This window comes from Rhizobium sp. 05N430, from assembly GCF_056396985.1.
Genome location: NZ_JBFTMO010000014.1, coordinates 21,688 through 34,955 on the forward strand (window position 1 = coordinate 21,688; position 13,268 = coordinate 34,955).

At 62.0% G+C, this 13,268-nt stretch carries 15 protein-coding genes; 11 read left to right on the top strand and 4 right to left on the bottom strand.

Annotated features, from left to right (window positions below):
• Positions 1-187: 187 nt before the first annotated feature.
• Entirely contained in the window at positions 188-511 is a 324-nt protein-coding gene (locus AC1DJO_RS23315) for a hypothetical protein (protein WP_112389645.1), read from the bottom strand.
• Positions 512-606: 95 nt separating this feature from the next.
• Here AC1DJO_RS23315 and AC1DJO_RS23320 point away from each other — a divergent pair, with 95 nt between their 5' ends.
• Entirely contained in the window at positions 607-1,035 is a 429-nt protein-coding gene (locus AC1DJO_RS23320; RefSeq protein ID WP_112537441.1) for a CoA-binding protein, read from the top strand.
• A gap of 103 nt (positions 1,036-1,138) precedes the next feature.
• Positions 1,139-2,422 (top strand): O-acetylhomoserine aminocarboxypropyltransferase, encoded by a 1,284-nt coding sequence (locus tag AC1DJO_RS23325; RefSeq protein WP_477973122.1) that lies wholly within the window; start codon positions 1,139-1,141, stop codon positions 2,420-2,422.
• 18 nt (positions 2,423-2,440) lie between these two features.
• Here the strand turns inward: AC1DJO_RS23325 and AC1DJO_RS23330 are convergent, their stop codons facing one another.
• Both AC1DJO_RS23330 and AC1DJO_RS23335 read right to left on the bottom strand, forming a co-directional pair.
• The gene (locus AC1DJO_RS23330) at positions 2,441-2,761 is read right to left on the bottom strand and encodes a hypothetical protein (RefSeq protein WP_112389648.1); all 321 of its coding nucleotides are present in this window, start codon (positions 2,759-2,761) and stop codon (positions 2,441-2,443) included.
• 184 nt (positions 2,762-2,945) lie between these two features.
• On the bottom strand, positions 2,946-3,791 hold the full coding sequence (locus AC1DJO_RS23335) for a class I SAM-dependent methyltransferase (RefSeq protein ID WP_477973124.1): 846 nt from the start codon (positions 3,789-3,791) through the stop codon (positions 2,946-2,948).
• 122 nt (positions 3,792-3,913) lie between these two features.
• Here AC1DJO_RS23335 and AC1DJO_RS23340 point away from each other — a divergent pair, with 122 nt between their 5' ends.
• The 3 genes from AC1DJO_RS23340 to AC1DJO_RS23350 all read left to right on the top strand — a co-directional run bounded on the left by AC1DJO_RS23340 (position 3,914) and on the right by AC1DJO_RS23350 (position 6,941).
• Positions 3,914-5,893, top strand: a complete 1,980-nt coding sequence (locus tag AC1DJO_RS23340; RefSeq protein WP_477973126.1) for a transcriptional regulator — start codon at positions 3,914-3,916, stop codon at positions 5,891-5,893.
• 77 nt (positions 5,894-5,970) lie between these two features.
• The gene (locus tag AC1DJO_RS23345) at positions 5,971-6,588 is read left to right on the top strand and encodes a LysE family transporter (RefSeq protein ID WP_477973128.1); all 618 of its coding nucleotides are present in this window, start codon (positions 5,971-5,973) and stop codon (positions 6,586-6,588) included.
• Positions 6,589-6,596: 8 nt separating this feature from the next.
• Positions 6,597-6,941, top strand: coding sequence for a cupin domain-containing protein (locus AC1DJO_RS23350; protein ID WP_477973130.1), 345 nt, complete (start codon positions 6,597-6,599; stop codon positions 6,939-6,941).
• A gap of 10 nt (positions 6,942-6,951) precedes the next feature.
• Here the strand turns inward: AC1DJO_RS23350 and AC1DJO_RS23355 are convergent, their stop codons facing one another.
• A complete protein-coding gene (locus AC1DJO_RS23355) occupies positions 6,952-7,413 on the bottom strand; it encodes a MarR family winged helix-turn-helix transcriptional regulator (RefSeq protein ID WP_477973131.1) in 462 nt (153 codons plus the stop codon).
• A gap of 149 nt (positions 7,414-7,562) precedes the next feature.
• Here AC1DJO_RS23355 and AC1DJO_RS23360 point away from each other — a divergent pair, with 149 nt between their 5' ends.
• The 6 genes from AC1DJO_RS23360 (at position 7,563) to AC1DJO_RS23385 (ending at position 13,266) form a co-directional block, all read left to right on the top strand.
• Positions 7,563-8,360: an SDR family NAD(P)-dependent oxidoreductase gene (locus AC1DJO_RS23360; RefSeq protein ID WP_477973133.1), complete on the top strand. Its 798-nt coding sequence runs from the start codon at positions 7,563-7,565 to the stop codon at positions 8,358-8,360.
• Between the two features lie 288 nt (positions 8,361-8,648).
• Complete coding sequence (gene pstS, locus AC1DJO_RS23365; protein WP_477973135.1) at positions 8,649-9,671, top strand: phosphate ABC transporter substrate-binding protein PstS; 1,023 nt, start codon at positions 8,649-8,651, stop codon at positions 9,669-9,671.
• A gap of 83 nt (positions 9,672-9,754) precedes the next feature.
• Positions 9,755-10,732, top strand: a complete 978-nt coding sequence (gene pstC / locus AC1DJO_RS23370) for a phosphate ABC transporter permease subunit PstC (RefSeq protein WP_112537433.1) — start codon at positions 9,755-9,757, stop codon at positions 10,730-10,732.
• A 1-nt stretch (position 10,733) separates the two neighbouring features.
• Complete coding sequence (pstA, locus tag AC1DJO_RS23375) at positions 10,734-11,585, top strand: phosphate ABC transporter permease PstA (protein WP_477973137.1); 852 nt, start codon at positions 10,734-10,736, stop codon at positions 11,583-11,585.
• The gene (gene pstB, locus AC1DJO_RS23380; protein ID WP_310298407.1) at positions 11,585-12,391 is read left to right on the top strand and encodes a phosphate ABC transporter ATP-binding protein PstB; all 807 of its coding nucleotides are present in this window, start codon (positions 11,585-11,587) and stop codon (positions 12,389-12,391) included. The genes pstA and pstB overlap by 1 nt, the downstream gene beginning before the upstream one ends.
• A 119-nt stretch (positions 12,392-12,510) precedes the next feature.
• Positions 12,511-13,266: a DUF1194 domain-containing protein gene (locus AC1DJO_RS23385; RefSeq protein ID WP_477973139.1), complete on the top strand. Its 756-nt coding sequence runs from the start codon at positions 12,511-12,513 to the stop codon at positions 13,264-13,266.
• The last annotated feature ends 2 nt before the right edge of the window (positions 13,267-13,268 follow it).

Here is a 13,268-nt window from a genome sequence, read left to right on the forward strand (position 1 = left end):
GAACATCGCCTTGCGGTCTATTTCACCATTTAGTTATCTTACTGAAATATAGAGATTATTCTATTACTTTGGTATGCCGTAGATTGTGCGCCCATAGGGTGCATTTCGGCACAATCGATGCTGAAAGGCGCGAGTAGGCATGCGCCTTTCAGCACTGTGAGAACGGTTTCCAACACGCATCGATACGTTACAATGAGTGGTTCGGAACAAGAAATGTCCCGTCCAGGTTGTCGATGTTCTGGCAGTTGAGGACCGGGCAGGACCGGTCGTCACGCGTCGGGATGTTTTTCCATTCGGCATACTCATTGGCGTCGCAGAAGCGGCTGTTGCGCACGAACCGGTCATAGAGCGGCAGTCCGCGCGGCGAGGTCCAGCGGAAGATCACCGCGCCCTGATTGTGGATGGCGGCGCGCGCGCTCTGGCAGGTCATCGATAGCGGATTGAGACGCGAGATCGCGAAGGAAGGCGAGGCCGCCAGCACGATCGCAATTGTCAGCACAAGTTTTTTCATGGGCCATTCCTCCTTGGAACCCGTATGGCTATATATACGCCTGAAAGAACTGCAGGTTTCAACCGGGTGAAAAAATGGCTGCGGGGGATGGGCCGATGGATCATGATCACTACAGCGATGCCTACATCGCCGAAATTCTGAATTCCGTGAAGACGATTGCGCTGACGGGCGCGTCGCCGAACCCGGCGCGCCCGAGCAACGGCGTGATGGGGTATCTCCTGTCACGCGGCTACGAGGTAATCCCGGTCAATCCGGGGCAGGCGGGCAAGACGATCCATGGGCAGATGGTCTACGGCAGGCTCGAGGATATTCCTGTTCCCGTCGATATGGTCGATGTGTTCCGCGCCTCCGAATATCTGCAGGAGGTGGTGACCGAAACTCTGGCGCTGGCCGTCCGCCCGCGGGTGATCTGGGCTCAGCTCGGCGTGCGCGACGACGATGCAGCCCGCCGCGCCGAGGCCGGCGGCATCAAGGTGGTGATGGACCGCTGCCCGGCAATCGAAATTCCGCGGCTTGCCGGATAGCGAACGGATTTTCCACATTTCTCCCGACGGTTGAAACGTCAGGCGATTAACATTTGCGCCGCCTTGGCTATGCTGCCGCCATTCAACGCAATGGGAGGACGGCATGGCAACGAACAATCCAGGCTTCAACACACTGGCAATCCACGCGGGCGCGCAGCCCGATCCGGCGACTGGCGCCCGTGCCACGCCGATCTATCAGACCACGGCCTACGTCTTCAACGACGCCGATCACGCCGCCTCGCTCTTCGGCCTGCAGGCATTCGGCAATATTTACACCCGCATCATGAACCCGACTCAGGCGGTGCTCGAAGAGCGTGTCGCAGCACTTGAGGGCGGCACCGCCGCGCTCGCCGTCGCATCGGGTCACGCCGCGCAGATGATCGTTTTCCACACGATCATGCGCCCGGGCGACAATTTCGTCGCCGCCAAACGCCTCTATGGCGGCTCGATCAACCAGTTCGGCCATGCCTTCGATAATTTCGGCTGGCAGGTCCGCTGGGGCGATGTCGAGGATCCGGCGAGCTTCGAGAAGCATATCGACGGCAACACCCGCGCGATCTTCATCGAGAGCCTTGCCAATCCGGGCGGTACTTTCGTTGATATCGCTGCGATTGCGGAAGTGGCGCACAGGCACGGCCTGCCGCTGATCGTCGACAACACGATGGCGTCGCCCTATCTGATCCGCCCGATCGAACACGGTGCCGATATCGTCATTCATTCGCTCACCAAGTTCCTTGGCGGCCATGGCAATTCGATGGGCGGCATCATCGTCGATGGCGGCACGTTCGACTGGTCGAAATCCGGCAATTATCCGATGCTGTCCAGCCCGCGCCCGGAATATAACGGCGTCGTGCTGCACTCGACCTTTGGCAACTTTGCCTTCGCCATCGCCTGCCGCGTACTCGGCCTGCGCGACCTTGGCCCGGCAATTGCGCCCTTCAACGCATTCCTGATCCTGACCGGCATCGAAACGCTGCCGCTGCGTATGCAGCGCCACAGCGACAATGCCATCGCGGTCGCCAAATGGCTCAAAGCCCACAGCAAGGTGGCCTGGGTCAATTATGCCGGTCTCGATGATGATCCGAACCACGCATTGCAGCAGCGCTATTCGCCAAAGGGCGCCGGATCGGTCTTCACCTTCGGCATCAAGGGCGGCTACGAGGCCGGCAAGACCTTCGTCGAGGGGCTGGAGCTCTTCTCGCATCTCGCCAATATCGGCGACACCCGCTCGCTGGTGATCCACCCGGCCTCGACGACGCACCGCCAGCTGACCGATGAACAGCGCATCGCCGCCAGTGCTGGTCCTGATGTCGTGCGTCTCTCCGTCGGTATCGAAGACGTCAAGGACATCATCGCCGATCTCGAACAGTCGCTCGCCAAGATCTGACGACGCGTTGCCGCGGCGCTATCGCGACTGGCAGATGCCGGTGAGYGAGATTGCGTCGCGGCTGTCGATGACCATATGCAGCGTGCGCATCATGTCGGCTGCCATCAGCAGTGCTCTTGCCAGGTCGCTGGGTGGCTGCTGGCCGGCCGAGGTAGCGATCTTCAGGAGATCGAAGACGGTGTCGTAGCTTCCGTTGCTCGGAATCCCGACAAGCTGGCGCATTTCGCGTATTGTGCTTACGGATCGAAGGATGAAGCGCCGCGCATCATCCGGCCCAAGTGTCTGGACCTCGCTGGCAGCCCTCGTCACCTCCGCGATGAACTCGTTCGTCCCGGACATGCATGCCTCGTGATTTTTCTGCTGTTCCAGCGCACGAACGCGAAAGGGGCCCGCCACGCCCTACCACGGCGAACCCCTTTTCGCATCGAGCGGCCCCCAGCCCCTCAAGATGAGCTAATCATAAATTAGCTCTTCCGTCGCGTGACACCGGCGTGACGCCGGCTTATCGGCGCGGCAGCCTATCTCAGCGTCTCATGATCACCACTTCCAGATACTCGCTCGGAACCACCATGGTACCGTCCTCGGCCCGGTTGAAACGGGCAGCAAGCTCCATGAACTCGGCTGCCAGCGCCTTTTGCCCGGTGTCATCGAGCGTGCCAAAGGCCTTGAGAACCGGCCCGTAGAACGTCCGGAAGACATCCAGCCAATGCGCTGAGGACTTGTAGCGAAATACGAACTGGCGCGGCGTCGCGACGACCGATGCCTTGCCTGATGGAAACAGCTCCTCAAGCCGGGCACGCGTGCCCCAAAGCGCAGGCGAGCGGGCGCCTGTTGGTGGCGGCACGTGGCGTCCGATGGTCTTGAACAGCTGTCCGATGAAGCCGTCGGGTGTCCAGTTCGCAAGGCCGATCGATCCGCCGCTCTTGCAAACTCGCAGCAGTTCGGCGGCCGCGCGCTCCTGGTCGGGCGTGAACATCACCCCGAAGATCGACATCGCATAGTCGAAGCTCTGGTCCGCGAAGGGCAGGTTCTCGGCATCCGCCTCCTGAAACTCCATCATCAGGCGATCGGCCTTTGCCCGTTCCTTCGCCTTTTCGAGGAGAGCCGGGACATAGTCGGTCGCCGTCACCGCACACCAGCGGCGCGCGGCGGCCAGCGAGCCGTTGCCGTTGCCGGCAGCGACGTCGAGAACCGTGGACCCGGCGCGCAGATCCAGCGCCTCGCACAGGCTTTCGCCGACGATCTGCAGGGTGGTGCCGACGACGGCATAATCGCCCGAAGACCAGGCGCCCTGCTGGCGGGCCTTCAGGGCCGCAAGATCGGCCATCGGTTGAGCGGGTGTGCCGGCAAGAGCCGCGGAAGTGGACATTCTTCTCTCCCTGGATCAGATTGTTGAAGTGTGAATACCGCCGCCGTGCATCAAGCCGCCGGACGCTTCCGGTATAGGCGGTGACCATGGGGGACGCCGTGTCACCAGGCGTGGGAACAACCGTGGAAATATCCGGGCGGCACGAACGGCCGCCACTGGAAATCTGCCTTCTCGGGCCGATGGCGGTCCGCCGCGACGGTGCCGAGGTGAAGCTGCCGGGGTCGCGAAAAGTCCGCGCCTTGCTCGCCTATCTGATCCTCTCGCCCTATGCGCAGGGCAGGGCACAGCTCTGCGACCTCTTCTGGGATGTCGCCGACGATCCGCGCGGCGAGTTGCGCTGGTGCCTGAGCCGCATCCGCGCCCTGATCGGCGAGCGCGTGATCGTGCAGGGCGATACGGTCGCCCTTGATCTCACCGGCTGTGCCGTCGATGCGGTCGAGGTCGCTCTGGCGGCCCGCGCCGGGTTCGACGGCGTGCCGGTCGCAATGCTGGCGTCACTTGCCGATCGCGCCTCGGGCGAGTTCCTGGATGGCCTCGCGATCGACAGACTTCCGGCCTTCGAAACATGGCTGATTTCCCAGCGCCGCCGCTTCCGCGACATGCAGGCGGATATCCTCGCCCATATCGTCGAGGTTTTGGCCGGTGCCGAACGACTGCCTTATCTCGACCGCTGGATCGAGTTGGCACCCTTCGATCTCCGGCCTCACGAATTACTGCTGTCGGCGCTCGCGACCGAGGGACGGCTTCGCGATGCAGGCGAACACTTTGAGGCCACGTTGCGGTCCTTTGCCACCGAGGGCATCGAGACCGCGTCTCTGCGCGCTCTCTGGGAAGACCTTCGCAGAAAACCTGCCAAACCTGGCGCCGTGGCATCCACGGCACCTGAAACGCCGCCATCGGAAACGCCTGCCGATAACCGCCGCCGCGCCTCGATCGCCGTCATGCCCTTCAACGACATGTCGGTGCTCGCCATACCCGGCGGCACGTCGGATGCGCTTGTCTATGACATCATTTCCCGGCTCGCGAAGCTCCGCACGCTGAAGGTCATTGCCCAGGGAACGATGTTCGCGCTGCGGGAGCGGATGCGCTCGTCCGAAGACATCGCCGCTGCCCTCAACGTCGATTATGTGGTCAACGGTATCTTCGAGCGCACCGGAACCCGCATCATCATCCGGCTGGAACTGATCGAGGCGCGGTCCAACACGATCGTATGGTCCGACGCGTTCGACCAGAATGCCGGAGAGACCCTTCTGCTGCTGGAGGAAATCGGCAGCCGCGTCGTCGCCTCGATCGAGCGGGAGATCGAAACGCAGGAACGCAACCGCGCCTTTCTCAAACCGCCGAATTCGCTGGATGCCTGGGAGGCGCATCACCGCGGTCTCTGGCACATGTTCCGCTTCACCAAGGCCGACAACGATCAGGCGCAGCAATTTTTCGAACGGGCGATCAGCCTCGATCCCACCTTCGCCCGCGCCCATGCCGGGCTTTCTTTCACCCATTTCCAGAACGCTTTCCAGCACTGGGCCGACCGCGACGAACAGGCGGAACTGGCCTACCGGACGGCCAGCCAGGCATTGCTTGCCGACGACCGCGATCCGGCCGCCCACTTGTCGATCGGCCGGGCGCTATGGCTGCGCAAGCTGCATGACCAGTCGATCGAGGAGCTGCGCCAGTCCGTCGATCTCAGCCCCAGCTTTGCCTTCGCGCATTATTCACTGGCCTTCGTGCACTGCCAGTCCGGGGATCCGCAGGCCGCGATCCTTTCTGCAGACCAGTCGCAGTCCCTCAGCCCCTACGATCCGATGCTGTTTGGAATGCTGGCAAGCCGGGCGATCGCCCTGGTGCGCCTTGGCCGATACGAGGAGGCTGCCGATTGGGCCGCAAAGGCCGCGATGCGCCCCAACGCGCATGTGCATATCATGGCCATCGCCGCGCTCTGCCTTGCCGTTGGCGGGCGGCTCGACGAAGGGCGGGCGCATGTCGCGGCGATCCGCCAGCGATATTCCGGCTATCATCTGGCCGATTTTTTCGCCGCTTTTCATCTCGTGCCGGTGGATCAGGCCTTGTTTCGGGAAGCCGCGACGCGCATCGGGCTGACGTGATTCCGTCCCACTTGGCCAAGCCATCCAAAGCCTCTAAGGTTCTGGTCTGAAACCATTTCCGCGAGTCTCATCAAGCCATGTTTCTTCTCTCCGTTGCCGCAATCTGGGCGGTCGCCGCCATCACGCCGGGGCCGAATTTCTTCATCGTCGTGCGCACGGCGCTGGAGGGCTCGACGCGTGCCGCGGTCGCGGTCATCGCCGGAGTCATCCTCGGCACGGTCTGCTGGGGACTGGCCGGTTGGCTCGGCATCAGCGCCCTGTTCTCAGCCGCACCCTTTGCCTACCTGTTCCTGAAGATCGCCGGTGGCGCCTATCTTCTCTGGCTCGGCGCCAAGCTTTTGTGGAAGACCTACAGCAAGTCCGCAACGCTGGGCGAACCTGTGGTCCGCCCCGCCATGAGCAGCCGGCAGGCCTTCTATTCCGGCCTGATAACCAATCTCGCCAATCCGAAATCGGCCGTCTTCGTCGCCAGTCTCTTTGCCGCCACCCTGCCTGCCGACCATTCCTGGGTGCATGGCGCTCTGGCCGTGGTGACGATGGTTCTGGTGTCCTCGCTTTGGTACACCTTCGTTCTGACGGTCTTGCGAAACCCTACCGTATCAGGCGCCTATGCGCGGGGACGCCGACGCATCGACGCGATGGCCGGCCTCATTTTCATGGGATTCGGCGTCAAGCTTCTGACATCTGCTCGATAGGAGACCGCATGCCGCATCAACTCGTATTCGACCCGGCGTCAGTTGAGCCCGAAGTGGGCGCGCCCGCCGCCGACCGCATCGTTTCCGGCAATCCGCAATTCCGCACCTGGAACCTGGAAGAAGCCGAAGGCGGCCTCTATGCCGGCATTTGGGAAGCGACACCCGGCAAATGGCGGATCTCCTACGATGAGTGGGAATATTTCAACGTGCTGTCAGGCCATTCGATCGTCACCGAAGACGGCGGCGAACCGGTGCATCTCAAGGCTGGCGACCGCATGATCCTCAGACCCGGCTTCAACGGAACGTGGGAAGTCGTTGAAACGACTCGCAAGGATTATGTGATCAGGGTCTGAGTGCCGAACCTCAGCGCCTGAAACTCTCCGCGAAAGCGGGGGAGGAAATGCGGTTCAGGGTTTTGCGCAATTCTTCCGACGCTTCAGCGCCGAAGGCGTTTTCGAAACGGTCGCGTGCTTCGGCCCAGAGACGGTTGGCTTCTTCCCATTTTGCCCGTCCGGCCCCGGTCAGCGTCGCCCGTTTGACGCGCTTGTCCTTTTCATCGGGCACCAACTCCACCAGCCCGTCCCGGATCAGCGGCTTCAGCGTGTGCCCGAGAGCGGAGAGGTCCATCACCAGCCCGTCGGCCAGGAATTTCAGCGACGGCTTGTCGTTCATATGGATCTGCGTCAGCAGCCCGAACTGCGTGCCTCTCAGCCCGCTTGGCGCAAAGACCTCCTCATAGAGCTGCCCGAGCTGGCGGGTGGCGCGGCGAAGCGCGCTGTTGCTGCAAACGGTCCAGCTTTCGAAGCCCGGTATTTTTTCGTCCATCGTCGTTCTCCTGATCCGGTGTCACCGGATTGCTGCCGGCCGTCAATCGACTTCGATAATTTCTTCGGTGCGCTCTTGCGCAAGATGTCGTTGATCTCAATATAGTGGTATATGCCACTAATTACCAACGCATCGAAAAGGATTTCACGATGTCAACTTCCTCCCTTGGTACAGCTCTCGTTACCGGCGCCTCCTCGGGTATCGGCGCCACCTATGCCGATCGTCTCGCAAAGCGCGGATACGACCTGCTGCTGGTCGCCCGTGATGCAGCCCGTCTGAATGCCCTGGCTGAAAAGCTCAGCGCCGCTCACGGCATCAAGGCCGAGGTCCTGCAGGCGGATCTGACGAACAGGGAAGACGTGCGAAAGGTCGAGAAGCGTCTGCGTGAGGACGAGGCGATTACGCTGCTCGTCAACAATGCCGGTATCGGCCCTAAAGGCGCATTGCTCGAAGATGATATCGACTATCTCGAAACGATGATCGAGATCAACGTCGTGGCCGTCAATCGGCTGGGTGTTGCGGCTGCGCAGACCTTCGCGAAGCGCGGCAAGGGCGCCATCATCAACATTGCCTCGGTGGTCGCATTCCTCGCTGAACGCTTCCACGGCACTTACAATGCCAGCAAGGCCTTTGTGCTCAACCTGACCCAGTCGATCCATGCCGAAGCCAGCCCGAAGGGCGTCAAGGTTCAGGCTGTTCTTCCGGGCCTGACCCGAACGGAGATCTTCGAACGCGCTGGCGGCTCCGTTGATCAGCTGCCGCCGTCGATGGTGATGGACGTCACCGATCTCGTAGATGCGGCCCTTGCCGGTTTCGATCAGGGTGAACTCGTGACCATACCGTCGCTACCGGATCCGGCTGATTTCGAAGCGTTGAACGCCGCCCGCTATGCGCTCGGACCCAACCTCTCACACAACAAGCCGGCCAGCCGCTACGGCATCGCATAAGGCTCCGGTTTTTGCCGGGCTGCGTCAAACCAACGCAGTCCGACATTAACATTTTGTAATGTTTACAGAGCCTTACAGGTTAAATCCTTGATTTAGTGAACGAACAGTCCTGCACGCTATGTGGGGCATCGGCCGCCGACTTCGAACTGTCGCAGAACTGTCATCAAACTGTAATGTGCAGCGCCTAGCCCGCCTTTGCGACGGGAATTTCAGCGCCCTTTGCCAGTGGATACCCCCTCCATGGCGCCGGTCTCGTCGATTGTTCGTTCCATTCAGGGAAGAGACCATATGCTCACCAAGACACTTCTTTCGGCCTGCCTCGGCGCCGGCCTGGTTGCTGCGCTCGCAGTGTCCGCTTCCGCTGCCGATATTACCGGCGCCGGTTCGACCTTCGTCTATCCGGTTCTGTCCAAGTGGTCCGCGGACTACAACAAGCAGACCGGTGACAAGCTGAACTACCAGTCGATCGGCTCGGGCGGTGGTATCGCCCAGATCAAGGCTGCGACCGTCGATTTCGGCGCGTCCGACGCCCCGATGAAGCCTGAAGACCTCAGCGCTGGCGGCTTCGGCCAGTTCCCGGTCGTCGTCGGCGGCATCGTTCCCGTTATCAACGTCAAGGGGATCAAATCGGGCGAGCTAAAGCTCTCCGGCAAGGTTCTCGCCGACATCTACCTCGGCAACATCACCAAGTGGAACGACAAGGCGATCGCCGACCTGAACCCGGGCCTCAAGCTGCCCGATAGCCAGATCGCCGTCGTTCACCGCTCGGACGGTTCGGGCACTTCGTTCAACTGGACGAACTTCTTCTCCAAGGTCAACCCGGACTGGAAGTCCAAGGTTGGTGAAGGCACTGCCGTCAACTGGCCGGTCGGCATCGGCGGCAAGGGCAACGAAGGCGTCGCTGCCTACGTCACCCGCGTCAAGGATTCGATCGGTTACGTCGAATACGCCTATGCCCTGCAGAACAAGCTGCCCTTCGTTCTCGTTCAGAACGCCTCCGGTCAGTATCCGAAGCCGAATGCAGATAGCTTCTCGGCTGCTGCTGCCAGCGCCGAATGGGGCAAGGCTCAGGACTTCTACCTGATCATGACCAACGCTCCGGGCGAAAAGGCCTGGCCGATCACCGCCACCACCTGGGCGATCATGTACAAGGAGCCGAAGGATGCCGCGCGCTCCAAGGCTGCCTTCGCCTTCTTCAAGTGGGCACTCGAGAACGGTCAGAAGGAAGCTTCTTCCCTCGACTACGTTCCGCTTCCGGCCACGCTGGTGAAGCAGATCGAAGACTACTGGACGGCCTCCTTCAAGGGCTAAGTCCTGGAAATGCCGGGGCAGGGAGCATTCGCTTTCTGCCCCGTTTGCTTTGACGCCCCCTCAAAAGCAAGTCGAGTATCGATATGAGTGAAGCACTGGCATCGCTGCCGGCCGTCGTGCCGGATGTGAAGCGCCGCGACGGCGCCAACGGCGACCGCATTTTCCATTGGATCGTGATGGGCTGCGGCCTGTTCGTTCTCGCCGCACTCCTGGCGGCGGCAATCTCCATGGCATGGGGCGGTCTTCTCGCCTTCCGCACCTTCGGTTTCGGCTTCATCACCGGCACCGAATGGGATCCCGTTGCTCAGCATTTCGCCGGTCTGGTGCCGATCTACGGCACGCTGGTGACCTCCGCGCTCGCCATGCTGATCGGCGTTCCCGTCAGTCTCGGCATTGCCGTCTTCGTCACCGAAGTGGCGCCGCGCTGGCTGCGCGGACCGATCGGCGGCGCGATCGAGTTGCTGGCCGGCATTCCCTCGATCATCTACGGCATGTGGGGCCTCTTCACTTTCGCGCCCTTCATGTCGGATTACGTCCAGCCGGCGCTGATCGACTGGCTGGGACCGATCCCAGGCATCGGCCTGCTGTTCTCAGGCGCCCCCATGGGCATCGGCATGCTGACCTCGGGCATCGTGCTGGCGATAATGATCATCCCCTACATCTCCTCGGTCATGCGCGACGTCTTCCTGGTCGTCCCGGCGCAGCTGAAGGAATCGGCCTATGCGCTGGGTTCGACCCGCTGGGAAGTGGTGCGCGACATCGTCATCCCGCATACCCGCACTGCCGTCGTTGGCGGTATCTTCCTCGGCCTCGGCCGTGCGCTCGGCGAAACGATGGCCGTCACCTTCGTGCTTGGGAATACCCACAATATCGCCGTCTCGCTGATGGAGCCCGGCAACTCGATTGCCGCCGCCATCGCCAACGAGTTCACCGAAGCCGATACCGACATCTATCTGTCGTCGCTGATCGCGCTCGGCTTCATCCTCTTCGTCGTGACCTTCATCGTCCTTGCCGCCGCTAAGCTCATGCTGCTGCGCATGGCAAAGCAGAGAGGCGAATAAGATGGCCGGTTCCAATTCCATCTATCGCAGCCGCCAGATCAAGAGCGGCATCGCACTGACGCTCTGCACCGGCGCCACCGGCCTTGGCCTGATCTTCCTCGTCTGGATCCTCTGGACGACGCTGGTCAACGGTCTCTCGGCGCTCAGCCTGAAGCTCGTCACCGAAATGACGCCGCCCCCAGGCGAAGACGGCGGCCTCGCCAATGCCTTCGCCGGCAGCCTGATGATGGTCGTTCTCGCGGTCATCATCGGTACCCCGATCGGCATTCTGGCCGGCACCTACCTGGCCGAATTCAGCCGCGGCAAGAAGATCGGCGCGGTCATCCGCTTCATGAACGACATCCTGCTGTCGGCGCCATCGATCATCATCGGCCTGTTCGTCTATGAGCTCGTCGTCCGCCAGACCGGCCATTTCTCCGGCTATGCCGGCGGCATCGCGCTCGCCTTCATCTTCCTGCCGGTGGTCGTGCGCACCACCGACGAGATGTTGCGCCTTGTACCGGACGTGATGCGGGAAGCAGCCCTCTCGCTCGGCATTCCGCGCTGGAAGGTCACGGTCGCCGTGCTCTACCGCGCCGCCTCGGCAGGTATCCTCACCGGCATCCTGCTCGCCGTCGCCCGCATCTCCGGCGAGACGGCGCCGCTGCTCTTCACTGCGTTGAACAACCAGTATTGGAGCCTCGACATGTCCGAGCCGATGGCCAACATCCCGGTGGTCATCTTCCAGTACGCGATGAGCCCCTATGACGAATGGCACGTGCTCGCCTGGGCGGGCGCCTTTGTCATGACCGCAATCGTGCTGCTTCTGAGCGTGGGCTCCCGCGCCATTCTGAACCGCAAAGGTGGCAAATGATGCTGCAATCTTCCTCCACATTAGACACCCGCAGGACCGTGATGCCGATGGCCAACGACAAGCTCACCCTTGAAGATGTCAACTTCTACTATGGCGACGCGCATGCGATCCGTGGCGTCAGCCTGAATTTCCCCGAACGCCAGGTCTCGGCGCTGATCGGCCCCTCGGGCTGCGGCAAGTCCACGCTGCTGCGCATCCTCAACCGCATCTACATGCTCTATCCGAAGATGCGCGCGACAGGCACCGTGAAGCTCGATGGCGAAAACATCCTCGACCCGCGCTATTCGATGAATGAACTGCGCGCCCGCGTCGGCATGGTGTTCCAGAAGCCGGTGCCGTTCCCGATGTCGATCTATGACAATATCGCCTACGGCATCCGCCACCATGAGCGCCTCGGCAAGGCCGACATGGATGTCCGCGTCGAGCAGGCGCTGCGCCAGGCGGCTCTCTGGGACGAGGTCAAGGACAAGCTGAAAGGCAGCGGCCTAGGCCTCTCCGGCGGCCAGCAGCAGCGTCTCTGCATCGCCCGCGCCGTGGCCCTGCGTCCCGAGGTGTTGCTGCTCGACGAGCCGACCTCGGCGCTCGACCCGATCTCGACGGCGAAGGTCGAAGAGCTCGTGTCGCAGCTGAAGACCGATTTCACCATCGTCATCGTCACGCACAACATGCAGCAGGCGAGCCGCATCTCCGACAACACCGCCTTCATGTATCTCGGCGAACTCGTCGAATACGGCCCGACCTCGCAGATCTTCCAGGCGCCGAAGAACAAGCGCACCGAGGACTACATTACCGGACGTTATGGCTGATACGCCTGGTAGCCCTTTTGCCCAATCCCTTTAGGTGTATCCGAATACGCTAATTTACCGGCGCCGGTCCTTTCCGGTAAGAGAGCCCGGTCGCGAGCGGCGCGATGCGGGAGGGCTTCATGTCTTCGGGAATGATTGGGCAGTGGCTTCCGCAGGGAGCCATCACGGGGCTTCTGTTTGCTATATGCATGTCATCGGTCGCCGTCGCCGGCGAGAGGATCGATCTTGCGCTGGTGATCGCCGCCGACGTCTCGACGTCGATGGATCCGCGCGAGAAGGCGATGCAGCAGGACGGCTTCGTCGCCGCCCTCCGCCAGCCCGAGATCATCGACGCGATCGGCAGCGGCAAATATGGCCGCATCGCCGTGACTTATGTCGAGTGGGGCGGCGACCGCGGTCAGCGGATGGTGGTTCCCTGGACATTGCTCAAGGATGAGGCCGATTGCTGGATGTTCTCGCTGCGGCTCGCCGAGAATTCTCCGACCAAACTGCGCCGCGGCACCTCGATCAGCGAAGCGCTCTCTTATTCAGCCTCCCTGCTGCGCCAGAGCGGCTACGCGCCCGAGCGGCTGGTCGTCAACATCTCCAGCGACGGCGTCAACAGTATCGGCCGGGAGGTCGCGCCGGTGCGCCGGGAACTGATCGCCGACGGCATGACGATCAACGCCCTCGTCATCAGCGCGCAGGGCGACGAAGACGATGAGGAGCCGAACCTCTCTCCGGAAGCACTGTTTTCCTACTTTCACCGCGAGGTCATCGGCGGCCCGGGCGCATTCGCCATGCCGGTCCGCTCCGCCGCCGACTACCCAAGCGCCATCTACCGCAAGCTACTGCGCGAAATCGGCGGCTTCGGCGAGATTGCCGAAAACCGCTGAAA